Annotated in this window: 17 protein-coding genes; 6 read left to right on the forward strand and 11 right to left on the reverse strand. The window is 72.6% G+C overall.

What is annotated here, in order from left to right:
* Positions 1–5: 5 nt before the first annotated feature.
* The 3 genes from ACIRYZ_RS09830 to ACIRYZ_RS09840 all read right to left on the reverse strand — a co-directional run bounded on the left by ACIRYZ_RS09830 (position 6) and on the right by ACIRYZ_RS09840 (position 3,618).
* Complete coding sequence (locus tag ACIRYZ_RS09830; RefSeq protein ID WP_402941784.1) at positions 6–1,286, reverse strand: glycosyltransferase family 39 protein; 1,281 nt, start codon at positions 1,284–1,286, stop codon at positions 6–8.
* 171 nt (positions 1,287–1,457) lie between these two features.
* Positions 1,458–3,134 carry an RICIN domain-containing protein gene (locus ACIRYZ_RS09835; protein ID WP_402941786.1) on the reverse strand — a complete coding sequence of 559 codons (1,677 nt, stop codon included), beginning with the start codon at positions 3,132–3,134 and terminating at the stop codon, positions 1,458–1,460.
* 244 nt (positions 3,135–3,378) lie between these two features.
* Positions 3,379–3,618: a chaplin gene (locus ACIRYZ_RS09840; RefSeq protein WP_402941788.1), complete on the reverse strand. Its 240-nt coding sequence runs from the start codon at positions 3,616–3,618 to the stop codon at positions 3,379–3,381.
* Between the two features lie 568 nt (positions 3,619–4,186).
* Here ACIRYZ_RS09840 and ACIRYZ_RS09845 point away from each other — a divergent pair.
* The 3 genes from ACIRYZ_RS09845 (at position 4,187) to ACIRYZ_RS09855 (ending at position 5,305) form a co-directional block, all read left to right on the forward strand.
* Complete coding sequence (locus ACIRYZ_RS09845) at positions 4,187–4,429, forward strand: chaplin (protein ID WP_402941789.1); 243 nt, start codon at positions 4,187–4,189, stop codon at positions 4,427–4,429.
* A 109-nt stretch (positions 4,430–4,538) separates the two neighbouring features.
* The gene (locus ACIRYZ_RS09850; protein ID WP_402941791.1) at positions 4,539–4,808 is read left to right on the forward strand and encodes a chaplin; all 270 of its coding nucleotides are present in this window, start codon (positions 4,539–4,541) and stop codon (positions 4,806–4,808) included.
* Positions 4,809–4,924: 116 nt separating this feature from the next.
* Positions 4,925–5,305, forward strand: a complete 381-nt coding sequence (locus ACIRYZ_RS09855; RefSeq protein WP_402941792.1) for a hypothetical protein — start codon at positions 4,925–4,927, stop codon at positions 5,303–5,305.
* Between the two features lie 74 nt (positions 5,306–5,379).
* On the opposite strand, the gene ACIRYZ_RS09860 is transcribed toward ACIRYZ_RS09855, so the two are convergent.
* Positions 5,380–6,087 (reverse strand): hypothetical protein, encoded by a 708-nt coding sequence (locus ACIRYZ_RS09860; RefSeq protein ID WP_402941794.1) that lies wholly within the window; start codon positions 6,085–6,087, stop codon positions 5,380–5,382.
* Between the two features lie 313 nt (positions 6,088–6,400).
* Between ACIRYZ_RS09860 and ACIRYZ_RS09865 the strand changes: the two genes are divergently transcribed.
* The 3 genes from ACIRYZ_RS09865 to ACIRYZ_RS09875 all read left to right on the forward strand — a co-directional run bounded on the left by ACIRYZ_RS09865 (position 6,401) and on the right by ACIRYZ_RS09875 (position 7,673).
* Positions 6,401–6,745, forward strand: coding sequence for a rodlet layer protein (locus ACIRYZ_RS09865; protein WP_402941796.1), 345 nt, complete (start codon positions 6,401–6,403; stop codon positions 6,743–6,745).
* 90 nt (positions 6,746–6,835) lie between these two features.
* Complete coding sequence (locus ACIRYZ_RS09870) at positions 6,836–7,180, forward strand: rodlet layer protein (RefSeq protein WP_402941797.1); 345 nt, start codon at positions 6,836–6,838, stop codon at positions 7,178–7,180.
* A gap of 226 nt (positions 7,181–7,406) precedes the next feature.
* A complete protein-coding gene (locus ACIRYZ_RS09875) occupies positions 7,407–7,673 on the forward strand; it encodes a hypothetical protein (protein ID WP_402941799.1) in 267 nt (88 codons plus the stop codon).
* Between the two features lie 177 nt (positions 7,674–7,850).
* Here the strand turns inward: ACIRYZ_RS09875 and hemB are convergent, their stop codons facing one another.
* The 7 genes from hemB to ACIRYZ_RS09910 form a co-directional block, all read right to left on the reverse strand.
* Positions 7,851–8,828 carry a porphobilinogen synthase gene (hemB, locus tag ACIRYZ_RS09880; protein ID WP_402941801.1) on the reverse strand — a complete coding sequence of 326 codons (978 nt, stop codon included), beginning with the start codon at positions 8,826–8,828 and terminating at the stop codon, positions 7,851–7,853.
* Positions 8,829–8,901: 73 nt separating this feature from the next.
* The gene (locus tag ACIRYZ_RS09885; RefSeq protein ID WP_402941803.1) at positions 8,902–10,548 is read right to left on the reverse strand and encodes a uroporphyrinogen-III synthase; all 1,647 of its coding nucleotides are present in this window, start codon (positions 10,546–10,548) and stop codon (positions 8,902–8,904) included.
* A complete protein-coding gene (hemC, locus tag ACIRYZ_RS09890; protein ID WP_402941804.1) occupies positions 10,545–11,567 on the reverse strand; it encodes a hydroxymethylbilane synthase in 1,023 nt (340 codons plus the stop codon). Before hemC ends, ACIRYZ_RS09885 begins: the two co-directional genes overlap by 4 nt.
* Positions 11,568–11,608: 41 nt before the next feature.
* Positions 11,609–12,949, reverse strand: coding sequence for a glutamyl-tRNA reductase (locus ACIRYZ_RS09895; protein ID WP_393031092.1), 1,341 nt, complete (start codon positions 12,947–12,949; stop codon positions 11,609–11,611).
* 25 nt (positions 12,950–12,974) lie between these two features.
* Positions 12,975–13,877: a redox-sensing transcriptional repressor Rex gene (locus ACIRYZ_RS09900; RefSeq protein WP_387618605.1), complete on the reverse strand. Its 903-nt coding sequence runs from the start codon at positions 13,875–13,877 to the stop codon at positions 12,975–12,977.
* A 101-nt stretch (positions 13,878–13,978) separates the two neighbouring features.
* Positions 13,979–14,725, reverse strand: coding sequence for an exonuclease domain-containing protein (locus ACIRYZ_RS09905; protein WP_402941806.1), 747 nt, complete (start codon positions 14,723–14,725; stop codon positions 13,979–13,981).
* A 198-nt stretch (positions 14,726–14,923) separates the two neighbouring features.
* The gene (locus ACIRYZ_RS09910) at positions 14,924–15,199 is read right to left on the reverse strand and encodes a glutaredoxin family protein (protein WP_402941807.1); all 276 of its coding nucleotides are present in this window, start codon (positions 15,197–15,199) and stop codon (positions 14,924–14,926) included.
* Positions 15,200–15,295 lie beyond the last annotated feature (96 nt).

The following is a 15,295-nucleotide window of genomic DNA, read 5'->3' on the forward strand; positions in this document are numbered from 1 at the left end:
CGGGTTTACGGGATACCCAACTCGAACAGCGCATACCCCGCGTACCAGCCCGCCGCGATGGCCGGCATCGCGAACAGGCCGATCAACGAGGGGGTCCGCACCCGGCGCAGCGCCACCGCCAGGCCGATGAACAGCGGGAAGGCGGGCAGCAGGTAGCGGGAGATGTTGCCGAAGATCTGGTTGCTGCTCAGCGCGGTGAAGATGGTCATCGCGGTGTACACCCACAGGACCAGCGGCGGGCGGACCCGCCAGAGCAGCACCAGCAGACCGGGCAGGGCGATCAGCAGGGCGATCGCGATCAGGTCCGGGACGGGGTTGGACTGCCAGAAGTCCCAGTGCCCGGTGATCACGTCCATGATCGTGCGGAGGGTGGAGGCGCCGAAGTCGAAGTAGCGGTTCCAGGCGCCGCGCTGGAGCTTGAAGTAGCCGCCCCAGTCGCCCATCCGCCAGCCGACCCAGGCCACGTAGCCGATCAGGCCCCACGGGGTGATCAGCATCGCGGTCAGTGGGCGGGCCACCCCGTCGGTACGGCGGATCAGCGCGACCAGCGCGGCGATCGACACGGCCGCTATCAGCGCCGCGGCGGTCGGCCGGTTCAGGCCCGCCACCAGTGCGAGCAGGCCGGCGGCCAGCCAGCGGCGGGTCATCACGCAGTAGCAGGCCCAGGCGGACAGCGCCACGAACAGCGAGTCCGAGTAGATCGCCCACTCCACGCCCGAGCCCGGGAACAGGCCCCAGATCACCGCGGCGATGACACCCGCCCGGAAACCGCCGAGCCGCTCGGCGATCGCGAAGATCCCGGCCGCGGCGACCAGCGAGGCGACCACCGAGACCACGATCCCGGAGCCGTACGGGCCGAGCCCGGTGACCGCGCCCACCAGCCGCATCAGCCAGGGGTAGAGCGGGAAGAAGGCGGCCGAGTTCTCGTAGTAGGTGGCCAGTGGCCAGCCGTGCAGCGGGATCAGCTGCGGGTCGTAGCCGTTCTCGGCGATCCGCTGGTACCAGACGCCGTCCCAGGTGCCCAGCACGTCCCACGCGTGGGCGCCGCCGCCGCGGCCGACCTGCTTCTTCAGGTAGTCCCCGGTGTGCTCCAGCAGCACCAGGAAGACGGTCAGGCCGATCGCCTTGACCACCGCGTACGCGCCCAGCGCGGGTGCGAAGCGGTCCACCAGCGCCCCGAACCGACCGGGCACCCGGCCCGCCCGCTCCTCGGTCCGCTCCTCGGCCGGCGCCACCGGCGACTCCGGCTCGGTACTGGACGACTCGGTGCTCGATGCCGTGCTCATCTGCTCTGGGTACTCCCCGCCCCGCTCAAGGTGCGCGCGGCTCCGGCGCAACGATTTTCCCGTGAGCCTACGGCACGCCCCGCCGGGCCCGGCGCACCCGTAGCTCCCTTACCGGAGACCTGATCCGCCGCCGCCCTGGCGGGGCGGCGGCGGATCAGGTCCATGTCCTCGTCAGCTGTGGACGTAGACGATGCCGAGCTTGGTGAGTTGCCAGAGCTGGGCCGGGGCGCCGGTCTCCTGGGCGAGTTCGACGTAGGGGTTGCCCTTGGCGTCGAGGTTGGCGCCGGCGGCGAGGACCTTGGTGGGGTCGGCGGAGTCGGCGATCTCGTAGGTGCCGTTGCCGGCCGGCTTGAAGATCCAGTGCTGGTTGGCGCCGCCGTTGCAGCCCCACTGCTGGATCCGGGTGCCGACGGCGGTGGAGGCTGCGTTGGCGTCCAGGCACATGTCGCGGTTGCCGCTGAAGTCCAGTTCGTAGCTGCCGCCGGCCTTGGCCTCCAGGACGAAGGACTGGTTCAGCCCGCCGCCGGCCGGGTAGCTGATGGCGGCCCGGCCGTTGGTGGAGTCGCCGTAGGTGCCGCCGCCGGTGAGGTCGAGGGCGTTGCCGGTGGCCGCGTTGGTGAGCTGGTACCAGGAGCCGTCCTCGGGGACGTCGCCGAAGGGCTTGCCGGGGGTGAGCGGCTGGATCGAGGTGGTGTTCTGCTGGTTGAGGGTGCAGTACGCCTCCGCCTGGTCGGGCTTGGCGAAGAACTGGCCGAGGCAGACGCCCTCACCGCGGTAGCCGGCCACCCGCAGGTGGTACGACTGGCGGACCATGTTCATGCACAGCCCGGGGATGCCGATCTGCGAGTCGCAGCCGTTGCGCGCCCACTCGGAGAGGTTGATGACGTCCCCGTTGCTGTACTCGTACGGCGAGCTGGTCCACTCCGCGCACACCTCGTGTCCGAAGGCGACCCGTCGCTGGTCCAAGTACCGTACGCCGGGCACCTGTTCGGCCGCCCCGCGGAGCGCGTCGCTGAACGTCGGCACCACCCAGTTGTGGCCCCAGGCGAGGTCCTCCGGGAAGGCCGGGCAGCCGTCGGCGATCTTGCCCAGGTAGTCGTTGCGCCGGATGTCCGGGGTGATCGGGTTGAAGTACGACTGGTAGACCAGTTGGTACGAGGAGTCGGCGTACCCGGCCCTGCGCATGGTCTGCCGGATGTTCTGCAGCGCGGCCACGACCTTGGGCTGCACCCGCTCGGCGCGCTGGCGGATCTCGTCGCTGCCGATGGTGTCCCGGCAGCCCTGGTTCTTGGGGATCGGGAAGTACTGCGCGAGGCAGTGCATCATGATGCCGCTGAAGTCGAAGTCGTCGTTGGCGCCGATCGTGACGACGACCAGCTTGACGTCGTACTTGCCCGCCACGTCGGCGAGTTTGACGTCCTGCTTGGGCTCGCCGTAGTCACCGCTGCCCGATCCGGTGATCTTGGCCAGCTCCGGGTCGCTCACCAGGTCGCCGGTCTGGGCGCCGGAGCAGGCGAGGTCGATCGGGGTGACCCCGGGGATGTCGGTGGTGAAGATCTCCGACTTGGGATGGCGGTGGCAGTAGTTGGTGGGGCTGTCGGTCTCCGGGAAGTAGCCGTCGTTGGTGTCGGTACCGGCGCCCTCCCCGGAGATGGCGCTGTCGCCGAGGGCGACGATCGCGGCCGGGCGGACGGCGTCGGGCGCCGGGGTCGGGGTGGTGTCGGCAAGGGCGGCGGGGGCGCCGGCCAGGCCGAGGGCGGCGACGAGAACGCCCGTGGCGAGCAGCGCCGCGGACCGGGATGCGCCCGTTCGCGTTCGCCGCGCCGCTGGGATGCGGAACCTGATCACACGCGACTCCTTGCGGGGGTGGGGGGACCGCCCGGCCGGGGCGCCGAGCGGCGCGGAGCAAGAGAGGAGCAGGAAAGGTGAGCAGGTCTCACATTCTAGGTACTGACAAGTAGTGCAACAAGGCTTGTGACACCACCGCTCATTGACGCGACGACAGCGGTGGGGGCACGAAAAGAGCCGCCGTTCCGCGCCCCAGGAGGGAAGCGCGGAACGGCGGCTCTCACCGGCCGAACCGGGGGTGGAATCAGCCCACGTTGGCGCAGTGGTTGCCGAACGCCGGGTTCAGCGCACCGACGACGCCGACGGTGTTGCCGCACAGGTTGACCGGAATGTGGATCGGGACCTGGATCTGGTTGCCCGAGATGACACCGGGGGAGCCGGCGGCGACACCCTCGGCGCCGGAGCTGGCCATGGCGGTGCCGGCGCCGGCGGCCACGATGCCCACCACGGCCGCGCCGACGGCGGCGGTCTTCTTGATGCTCATGCGAGCCTCCTGACTGTTCAACAGAGATGCACGGGGAGTGCGACATCTAGAACGAGACCTGTCCGGGGCGGTTGCGACGGTGCGCGCACTGTCACCCGTCCGGAGCAATGGATCCACTGAGCGGCATTCGGGTGATCGACGGGCCGGACCGTTTCCCCCCGCGCACCGCCTCGTTCTCCCTCACGGAAGACGATCCACCCGGCCCTACTCAACGAATCGAGTAACGCCCATGCGCAGCTCGCCCGCGGCCTCGTCGGCACCGAGGCCACCGGCAAGTCGGTCGACGTGGCGGGCCCCCGAGAGCCCGGCGTTCGGCGACACCGCCTGAACGCCTGACCGGGAATTCCTGGTCGCGCCCTTGCCCGAACAGTTCCCGGCCGTGCGGGAACTGTTCGTGGGCGCCGGAACAACGCGGCGGCTGCGTCGACGCCCAAGCCATGGGCGGAACACGCCGGTGTGCGCCGCCGGAGTGACAATCACGGCAATCCCTGAAGCCATCGGGCCGGCATTCCTGCTCGCCCGGCTCCCGACATTTCCGTTCCGTCGGGCAGAAACTCGGAGGAAAATCATGCGCAACCTCAAGAAGGGCGCCGCCCTCTCGCTGGTCGCCACCGGCCTGGTGCTCGGTGTCGCCGGTAGCGCGTTCGCCAGCTCGGGCGCCCAGGGCGTGGCCGCCGGCTCCCCCGGCGTGCTCTCCGGCAACCAGATCCAGATCCCGGTGCACATCCCGATCAACCTGTGCGGCAACACCATCGACGCCGGCGGCCTGCTGAACCCGGCCTTCGGCAACCACTGCGCCAACATCGGCTGAGGCGGTGGTCGCCGCACCGGCGACAGCTGATTCACCGAACCCATGCCGCGCCCCACAGTGCCGGGGCCCGGCACGCTCCACCCGTGTGTGATCGAGGAGATCAACCCCCATGCAGAACGTGAAGAAGGTCGCCGTCCTCTCCGCCGCCGCTGCCGGCCTGGTGCTGGGCGCGGCGGGCTCCGCCGCCGCCAGTTCGGGCGCCGAGGGCGTGGCCGCCGGCTCCCCCGGTGTCGTCTCCGGCAACCAGATCCAGATCCCGGTGCACATCCCGATCAACCTGTGCGGCAACAGCATCGCTGCCGCCGGCCTGCTGAACCCGGCCTTCGGCAACAGCTGCGCCAACGTGGAGGTACACCCGAAGCCCAAGGACGACTGCTGATCCCCGATCGGCACGTGTTCCGGCCGAACTGCCCCCCGACCAGCCGGCCGGGGGGCAGTTCGGCATCCCCGGGCGGGCCGTTCCGGGGAACCCCGATCCACCGAAGGGTGAACCGCATGGTTTCGATGAAGAGCGGGGCGGGCCTGGCCGCCGCCGTGGGTGCCGCGGTGCTGCTCGGCGCCGGTTCGGCGCAGGCCGCCACCACCGCGGGCCAGGCGCCCGCGGCGGGCCCGGCCACGCTGGCCAAGACCGACGTCGGGCAGGCGCTGGGCGGGACGACGACCGGCCTCGGCTACGGCGTCGCGCCGATCAAGGGCCTGCGCCTGGACCCGTGGGCCAACTCCTCGGCCGACGTGCTCAACAACGGCGCGACCGTCCAGCCGGACCAGGGCCTGGCCCCGGTGGGTACCGGCACGCTGACCGGTCCGCTGAGCGGGGGCGGCGGCGTCAAGGACCTCCCGCTGCTCGGCGGGCTGACCGGCGTCCTGCCGGGCTGAGCCCGGACGCGGCGGAGCCCGGCACCCCCTCGGGTCAGGGGCGCCGGGCTCCGCCGTGTCCGGGGCGGCTCGGCTCAGAGCTTGGTCAGGCCGGCCAGCCCGCTCTGCTGCGCGAGGCCGGTGGCGGTCCCGGTGGCGGTGTCCGTCGCGTCGGTCTGCCGCAGGACGCCGGTGGCCGTCGCGGTGGTGGTGTCGGCCAGGTCGTTGACCTCATCGGTGACGGAGAGCCGGCTCTTGTCGCCGCCGAGGCTGGCGGTCGCCCCGGGCACGGTCTGCACGGCGCCGGGCACCAGGCGCGGGTCCACCTCGTCGACCTTGAGCCGGCCGTCGGCGAGCTGACCGGTGCCGTCGTGGACCAGCGCCAGCGGCTTGCCGACGTCCAGGCCGGGGGTCCTGGCGTTCAGCGGCGTGGCCGGGGCCTCCAGCAGCACCTCGCCGAGGTCGGCCCCCTGGTCGACCAGCGGCAGCGGCAGCTGGGCCTTGGCGCTCGGGCCGACCTTGCCGGTGGCCAGCTGGGGCACCAGGTGGTCCGGGAGCAGCCCGTTGTCGGTGGCCCGGCCGGGCACCGGCGGCATGAGCAGCGAGTTCGGGACGTCGGAGTGGAGGTGGCTGCCCAGCGGGGCGAGCGGCACGTCCGCCGGGACCTGCTGGGTGGCCAGCTTGTCCTCCAGGGCTCCGACCTGGTCGGGGCCTACCGGGGCGGCGCAGGCCCCTCCCTGGGAGGCGAGCACGCCCGCACCGACCGCCAGCAGCATCGCGCCGGCCCGCTTGGAGAACTTCATGCTTTTCACCGTTCTGCCTGTCCGTACTGGAGGCGTACGGGAGATCTATGGGGGAGGGCTGCGGGGCCGCAGCCGGAAAGCAATCTGCCTCAACGAATGACCGCGAGTTCGGATTGCGGGCATTAACCGGTTCGGCCTAATAATCCGACCGTAAACCGCCCCCGGACGCGCCTCTCGGATTCTTTTCAAAAAACCCCGTAACCTTCCGTGCCGTCATTCTTTGATCTGGACGTCAGTGACTGCAGACCGGGTCTGAGCGTTCTACGCGTTGCTACGCACGGAAACCGAAAGCATTTCAGAGAGGGATCTCCCCATGATCCAGAAGTCCTTCGCCGCCGCCGGCCTGGCCGTCGCCGCGCTGGCCGGTGCCGCCGCGCCCGCCTCGGCCATCGGTGACGCGGACGGCGCTGCCGCCTCGATCGAAGGCAACGGCGGCACCAACTTCACCGGGACGGTCGGGAACAACAGCCCGAACTTCCACTTCCTGGACAACGCGAACGTCTGCCTCCCCGAGATCCACAACATCGCCGTGAGCGGGCTCGGTCTGGCGATCCCGGTCGAGGTCCCGATCGCCAACAGCGGTGGCAGGCAGTACTGCACCCAGGGCCAGGGCACCCAGAGCCACGGCGACGCGGGCGTGTCCCACCTGGTCGGCTGACGCCCCCCAGAGCCGCACTTCCCCGCAGGCTCCTCCTGAACCACCCTTCGAATCGTTCCCCGATTCACCCCTCGAGAGGAAAAACCGGAAATGATCAAGAAGTCCCTCGCCGCCGCCGGCCTGGCCGCCGCTGCCATCGCGATGTCCGCCGGCTCGGCTTCCGCCATCGCCGACTCGGACGGCGCCGCCACCACGGTCCAGGGCAACGGCGGCACCAACCAGACCGGCACCCACGGCAACGGCAGCCCGAACTTCCACACCCTGGACAACCCGAACATCTGCCTGCCGGAGATCCACAACATCGCCGTCGCCGCCGCCGGCGCCGCGGTTCCGATCGAGGTGCCCATCCTGAACAGCACCCCGAAGCAGATCTGCAACGTCGGCCAGAACACCCAGTCCTCGGGCGACGCGGGTGTCTCGCACCTGATCGGCTGATCAAGGGGCACGGCACGGACGGAGGGCCCGGGGAGGAAGGTCTCCCCGGGCCCTCCGGGCTTCTGCGGGACGAGGAATCCGACCGGGCCGACGGCTCGGCCGGATGAGCGTCCGTCCGGCCCGGTGCGTGGGGCGCCGGGCCGGACGGGCGGGATGTGATCACGAGTCAGAGCACGAGTCAGACGCAGAGCGCCCGCGGGGGCGCTCCCACAGAGAGGGCAGATCCATGAAGAGCAAGCTGGCCAAGGCCGCCCTGACCGCCACCGCCGCACTGGCGCTCGCCGGTGCCGCCACCCCGGCGTTCGCGCACGTCGGCCTTGAGGGCGGCGGCGGCATCATCGCCACGGCCGACGAGCCGTTCGTGGCGGGCAAGGCCTTCGGCGTCGCCCACACCTCCGACGTGATCGCCGGCGGCATGGGCGGCGGCGCGGCCACCGCCACCGACCTGATCGGCGGCGCCGAGGGCTTCGCGCACATCAACGGCTGGAAGTAGTAAGCCGGAAGGCCGGGCTGCTCCCCTGGGGGGCGGCCCGGCCTTCCGTCTGCTGTGCCCCGCCCCGAGCCGAAGGGGCGCGCCGGTGCCGAAAGGGAGAAGCGACAAGCGAGGCACGAGCGCCGGAGCGCCGACCGTCGGCACCGGGTCAGAGCGCCCCGGAGGCGAGCGGGCGAGTCACAGCATCTGTGCGGCCTCGACTGCCCAGTACGTGAGGATCTGCTCGGCGCCGGCCCGGCGGATCGAGGTGAGCGTCTCCAGGATGGTGCGCTCCCGCTCGATCCAGCCGTTGGCGGCGGCGGCCTCGACCATCGAGTACTCGCCGGAGATCTGGTACGCGGCCACCGGCACCGGCGAGACGTCGGCGACCTGCCGCAGGACGTCCAGGTACAGCATGGCCGGCTTGACCATCACCAGGTCCGCACCCTCGGCGAGGTCCAGCTCCAGCTCGCGCAGGGCCTCGCGGGCGTTGGCCGGGTCCTGCTGGTAGGTCTTGCGGTCGCCCTTGAGCGAGGAGTTGACGGCCTCGCGGAACGGGCCGTACAGCGCGGAGGCGTACTTGGCGGTGTAGGCGAGGACGCTGACGTCCTGGTGACCGGCCTCGTCCAACGCCCGCCGAATGACGGCGATCTGACCGTCCATCATGCCGGACGGGCCGACCATGTGGACACCGGCCTCGGCCTGGACCACGGCCATCTCGGCGTAGCGCGCCAGGGTCGCGTCGTTGTCCACGCTGCCGTCCTCGGCCAGCACGCCGCAGTGGCCGTGGTCGGTGAACTCGTCCAGGCAGAGGTCCGACATGACCACCAGCTGGTCGCCGACCTCCGCGACCACGTCGCGGATGGCCTGCTGCAGGATCCCGTCCGGATTGGTCCCCTCGGAACCGACGGCGTCCTTCACCTCGGGCAGGCCGAACAGCATGATGCCGCCCACGCCGGCCTCGGCGGCCTCCACCGCGGCCTTCCGCAGGGAGTCCCGGGTGTGCTGGACCACGCCGGGCATCGAGGTGATCGGCTTCGGCTCGGTGATGCCCTCGCTGACGAAGGCGGGCAGGATCAGCTCCGCCGGGTGCAGCCGGGTCTCGGCGACCAGGCGGCGCATCGCCGGGCTCTGGCGCAGCCGGCGGGGGCGAACGTACGGGAATTCAGCGGACACGGCTTCTCTCTCCGAACGGTTGTGCCGCGCCGGGGGCGGTGAACCGCCGCCCCCGACACACTGATGGGGACCCTCAGCGGGCCTTGCGGCGCGAGCCCGGACGGCGCTCGCTGGGCCGGTAGACCGGCTCGCCCGCGGCCGTCGCGGTGTCGCGGCGCTTGGCCCCGAAGTCTGCCAGCGCCTGGGCCAGCGCCCCCGCCGACGGCGCCGGAGCCATCACGTCGACCCGCAGGCCGTGCTCCTCGGCGGTCTTGGCGGTGGCCGGGCCGATGCAGGCGATGACCGTGACGTTGTGCGGCTTGCCGGCGATGCCGACCAGGTTCCGGACGGTCGAGGACGAGGTGAACAGCACCGCGTCGAAGCCGCCGCCCTTGATCGCCTCACGGGTCTCGGCCGGCGGCGGCGAGGCGCGCACCGTCCGGTACGCCGTCACGTCGTCGACCTCCCAGCCGAGCTCGACCAGGCCGGCCACCAGGGTCTCGGTGGCGATGTCGGCGCGCGGCAGCAGCACCCGGTCGATCGGGTCGAAGACCGGGTCGTACGGCGGCCAGTCCTCCAGCAGCCCGGCCGCGGACTGCTCGCCGGAGGGCACCAGGTCCGGCTTCACGCCGAAGTCCACCAGGGCCTGCGCGGTGGTCTCGCCGACCGCCGCGACCTTGATGCCGGCGAACGCGCGGGCGTCCAGGCCGTACTCCTCGAACTTCTCCCGGACGGCGCGGACGGCGTTCACCGAGGTGAAGGCGATCCACTCGTAGCGGCCGGTGACCAGGCCCTTGATGGCCCGCTCCATCTGCTGCGGGGTGCGCGGCGGCTCGACCGCGATGGTCGGCACCTCCTGCGGCACCGCGCCGTACGAGCGCAGCTGCTCGGACAGGCCGTGGGCCTGCTCCTTGGTGCGCGGCACGAGGACGTTCCAGCCGAACAGCGGCTTGGTCTCGAACCACGAGTGCGAGGCGCGGTGGGCGACCTGCTCGCCCACCACGGCTATCACCGAGGTCGCCGGGTCCACCGGGGCGGAGACCGGCGAGGGCAGCACCCGGGCGGCCTTCAGGTCGGCCGCGATGGCGGACAGCGTGGAGGTGAAGGTCCGCTGGCGGGTGGTGGTGCCGGAGAGGGTGGCGCTCAGCGCCGAATCCGGCTTGCGGCCGTTGGAGACCAGCGCGTTGGCGGTGGCCGGCAGCTGGCCCAGGGTGGTGCGGACCACCAGGGTGGTCTCCGGCGCGCCCAGGTCGACCGGGCCGCCGGACAGCAGCTGGGCGCCGTCCACGAAGCGGACGTCGGCGCCGGCCGCGCCGCGCAGCGGGACGCCCGCGTAGGCCGGGACGCCGACCGACTGGGCGACACCCGGGATCACCTCGAAGGGGATCCCGTCGCCCGCACAGCTGAGCATCTCCTCGGCGGCGCAGCCGTCCAGACCCGGGTCGCCGTCGACGGTACGGACCACGTGCTTGCCGGAGCGGACGGCCTCGGCGACCAGCTTGGCCAGGTCGAAGTCGGTGCCCTCGGCGGACGGGGTGTGCACCTGCACACCGGCCGGACAGTGGGTGCGCACGGCCGCTGCGGTCAGCGGGTCGGCCACCAGGATGTCGGCCGAGGACAGCACCTCGACCGCACGCAGGGTCAGCAGACCCGGGTCCCCGGGGCCCGCGCCCAGGAAGGTGCACCGTCCGGTCGGCTGGCCGGCCGGGAACAGGGCGTCGGTGGCGGCGGTGGGGCTCATCGGGCTCGCTCCCCCATCAGGGCGGCCGCGCCCCCGTCGAGCAGCCGGGCGGCCAGGGCGTGGCCGAGGGCCCGCGCCTGCTGCTCGGCGGTCTCGTCGAGGACGATCGGACCGTTGGCGGACATCTTCAGCAGGGCGGTGCCGTCGGGGTTGCCGACCACACCGTCCAGCCGCAGTTCGTTCTCCTGGCCCCAGGTGGCCAGCGCGGCCACCGGGGCCGAGCAGCCGGCCTCCAGGGTGGCCAGCAGGTCGCGCTCGGCGGCCACGGCGACCCTGGTGGGGGCGTGGTCCAGCAGGGCGAGCGCGGCGGCCAGCGAGCCCCCGTCAGGAAGCACAGCGGCGGCGGTGCACTCGATCGCGAGCGCGCCCTGACCGGGGGCCGGGATCATCAGCTCGGGGTCGAGGTGCTGGGAGATCTCGGCGCTGCGGCCGAGCCGGTTGAGGCCGGCCGTGGCCAGCACGACCGCGTCCAGCTCACCGCCGGTCACGTAGCCGATCCGGGTGTCCACGTTGCCGCGGATCGCGACGGTCTCCAGCTGGGCGCCGCGGGCGATCGCCCAGGCGTTCAGCTGGGCCATCCGGCGCGGCGAGCCGGTGCCGATCCGGGCCGGGCGGCCGGCGCCGGCGAGCTTCTCCACCAGCTCGTCCAGGTTCAGGCCCTCGGCCGCGACCAGGGCGTCCCGGACGTCCTCGCGCTCGGGGACGGCGGCCAGTACCAGGCCCTCGGGGGCGGCGGTGGGCAGGTCCTTGAGCGAGTGCACGGCGAAGTCGATCCGGCCCTCCAGCAACGCGTCCCGCAGCGCGGAGACGAACACGCCGGTGCCGCCGATCTGCGCGAGCGCCTCCCGGGAGGTGTCGCCGTAGGTGGTGATCTCGACCAGCTCGACGGGGCGCCCGGTGAGCCTGGTCACCTCGCGGGCGACCATGCCCGACTGGGCCATGGCGAGCGCGCTGCGCCGGGTGCCGAGCCGCAGGGCGGGGGCTCCTGGGGCCTGCTCGGTGAGCGGTTGACCATTCATGACGTGATCGTCCCGGTGGTACTCGTGGGATGGCTGACGGTTCATCTGGCGCCCCCGCCCGAGGGCTGGGGCCGGCCGCCGACGGGCGTGCCCGACACGGCGTGCACGGCCGCCGGGTCGAGGTCGAACAGCTCGCGAAGGGCGTCCGCGTAGGAGGCACCGCCGGGCTCGGCGGCCAGCTGCTTCACCCGGACGGTCGGGGCGTGCAGCAGCTTGTCGACGACGCGACGGACGGTCTGGGTGATCTCGGCGCGGGAGCGCTCGTCCAGGTCGGGCAGCCGGGAGTCCAGCCGGCCCAGCTCGGCGGCGACCACGTCGGAGGCCATCGCCCGCAGCGCGACCACGGTCGGCGCGATCCGGGCGGCCCGCTGGGCGGCGCCGAAGGCGGTCACCTCGTCGGCGACGATCCGGGTGACCTGGTCGACGTCGCCGGCGCCGGGGCTGGCGGCGTGCGCATGGGAGAGGCTCTCCAGGTCGACCAGCAGGGCGCCGTCCAGCTCGTGCACCGCGTGGTCGACGTCGCGCGGCATGGCGAGGTCGAGCAGGGCGAGCGGCTCCGGCGCGCTGCGGAGGGCGACGGCGGCGGCCACGTCCTCGGCCTTGATCACCACGCCGGCCGCGCCGGTGCAGGAGATCACCAGGTCGACGTCGGCCAGTGCCTGCGGCACCTTGGCGAGGTCGAGGGTGCGGGCCACGTCCGGGCCGAGGATCTCGACCAGGCGCTCGGCGCGGGCCGGGGTCCGGTTGGCGATCAGCAGGTCGGTGACGCCGGAGCGGACCAGGGTGGCGGCGGCCAGCGAGCTCATCGAGCCGGCGCCGACCACCAGCGCGCGCTTGCCGGCGATCTCGCCCGCGCCCGCCGCGACCTGCTCCAGGCCGAAGGTGACCAGCGACTGGCCGGCCTTGTCGATGCCGGTCTCGCTGTGCGCCCGCTTGCCGACCCGCAGGGCCTGCTGGAACAGCTCGTTCAGGCCGCGCCCGGCGGTGTGCTCGTCCTGGGCCTTGGCCAGCGCGTCGCGCAGCTGGCCGAGAATCTGGCCCTCGCCGACCACCATCGAGTCCAGGCCGCAGGCCACCGAGAACAGGTGGTGGACGGCGCGGTCCTCGTAGTGGACGTACAGGTGGGAGGTCAGCTCCTCCAGGTCCACCCCGCTGTGGTGGGCCAGCAGCAGCGACAGCTCGGCGACGCCGGCGTGGAACTTGTCCACGTCCGCGTACAGCTCGATCCGGTTGCAGGTGTTGAGCAGCGCGGCCTCGGCGACGGTCGAGGTGGCGGCCGCGTCGTGCAGCAGCCGGGTCGGGACCTCACCGGTCAGCGCGGCGCGCTCCAGCACGCCGACCGGTGCCGTCCGGTGGCTCAGTCCGACGACGAGAAGACTCATGCCCGCCCCCCACAGCTCTCGGTGTTCATGCGGGCATCACCGCGGACAGCTCGCCCTCGCCGCCCTTGGCGGACTTGCCCTTGGCCGACTGCTCGGCCTGGTCCTTGGCCGCCGGCTCGCCGGCGCGGCCCTTGCCGTTGCCGCCGCCGGCCGCGCGGCGCAGCTTGGCGGCCGCGGCCCGGACCGGACCGGGGGCGCGGTCCAGCACCGACTCGGTGCGGTCCGGCTCCTCACCGGCCTTGCGCTGCTCGTGGAAGGCGAGGATCTGCAGCTCGATGGAGAGGTCCACCTTGCGCACGTCCACGCCGTCCGGGACGGTCAGCACGGTCGGGGCGAAGTTGAGGATGCTGGTGACGCCGGCCTCGACCAGCCGGTCGCAGACCTGCTGGGCGGCACCGGGCGGGGTGGTGATCACGCCGATGGAGACGTGCTGGCTCTCGACGATCGACTCCAGCTCGTCCATGTGGCGCACCGGGAGTCCTGCCGCGGTGGAACCGACCACGTTGGGGTCGGCGTCCAACAGGGCGGCGACCCGGAATCCGCGGGAGGCGAAGCCGCCGTAGTTGGCGAGGGCGTGCCCGAGGTTCCCGATGCCGACGATGACGACCGGCCAGTCCTGGGTCAGGCCGAGCTCGCGGGAGATCTGGTAGACGAGGTACTCGACGTCGTAGCCGACGCCGCGGGTGCCGTAGGAGCCGAGGTAGGAGAAGTCCTTGCGCAGCTTGGCCGAGTTCACGCCGGCCGCGGCGGCCAGTTCCTCGGAGGAGACGGTCGGCACCGAGCGCTCGGAGAGCGCGGTGAGGGCCCGCAGGTAGAGGGGCAGGCGGGCGACGGTCGCCTCCGGGATGCCCCGGGCACGCGAGGGTCGGCGCGCGGCGCCCTGGTCGGGCGTCTGCGAACTGCTCTGTGGTGATCGGCCGATTGCCACGGTGCTCCTGTGGGTGAAGCTGGGCTTTGACAGCCAGGCTATGCGTTTGTGAACGTGTGCACAAAGATGGTGTCCGTTTTGTCCACACACAGTGACACGCATCACGCCGTCGAGCTCATAGCACCGGCCTTGGTCAGGACCACTTCCGGGGCCTGGGGACCGGGCAGCCAGGGGCCGTACGACGTCTCCCGGCGCAGCAGCGGGACGGCCGTCCCGGACGGGCGGGAGCGCGCCCGGCCCAGCCGGGGCCAGGGCACCCGGGCGGCCTCGCGCAGCGGGCCGGCCCAGTCGTCCGGCGGGCAGGACGGGGCGCCCAGGCAGTGCAGCAACAGCTCGGCGGTCACCCGGGCGTCGCCCAGCGCGGTGTGCGCCGGGTACCAGCCGAGGCCGGCCGCCTCCACGCAGGCCGCCAGGCCGTGGCCGCGGGCCTGCGGCAGGTGCTCCCGGGCCAGCCGCATGGTGCACAGCAGCGGGACGGGCGGCAGCGGCACCCCGATCCGGGCGAACTCGCGGTCCAGGAAGGCGTGGTCGCAGCTGACGTGATGGCCGACCAGCACCCGGCCGGCCAGCAGCTCCAGCAGCCTCGGGGCGATCTCCCTGAAGCGCGGGGCGCCCTCGACGTCGGCCTGGCGTATCCGGTGCACATGGGTCGGGCCGACCGGGCCCAGCGGGTCCAGCAGGGTGGCGAACTCGCCCTCGGGGCGGAGCCGCTCGTCCAGCAGCACCACCGCGATCTCGACCACCCGGTGCCGCCACGGGCTGCGGCCGGTCGCCTCCACGTCCACCACGGCGAAGCCCCGGTCGCCCTGCGGGGCTGCGGGCATCCCAGGGGTCGGGCGGGGAAGCATGGCGGCACTCCTCGTGTGCTCAGCCCCCCATGGGCGCAAACGCGTTCGATCGTAAGCCGACCGCGGCGCCCCGCCCCAAGGCGAAACGGAGTGTCTTCGACAACGATTCGGCGAACCACCCCCGCCGGTCGGCGGGGGCGGTGGTGTACGGACGGACGTGGGCCCGTCCGGCGAGGATCCGCCGGACGGGCCCACACCTCAGGCGCCGAGGGCGGTGCGCAGGCGGCGTTCGTCGACCCGCCAGAAGTCGTGCTGGCGGCCGTCGATCAGGGTGACCGGGATCTGCTCCCAGTAGCGGCGGTACAGCTCCTCGTCCTGGGTGATGTCCTTCTCCTCGAAGGCCGCGCCCAGCTCCGCCGCCACCCGGACGATCACCTCCCGGGCCTCGTCGCACAGGTGGCAGCCGGGCTTGCCGACCAGGGTCACGGTACGGTCGGCCGGCTGGGGGCTCTTACGTCGCAGCAGTGGGCTCACCGGGCCATTGTCCGCCACCCGTCCGCCCGCCTCCGGAGCACCCGGGGCGGGGGTCGCGGCAGCTGTTCACCGGGTGGGCACGGCTCCGTCACGGCC

The sequence above is a fragment of the Kitasatospora sp. NPDC101155 genome (genome assembly GCF_044768305.1).
GTDB lineage: Bacteria > Actinomycetota > Actinomycetes > Streptomycetales > Streptomycetaceae > Kitasatospora.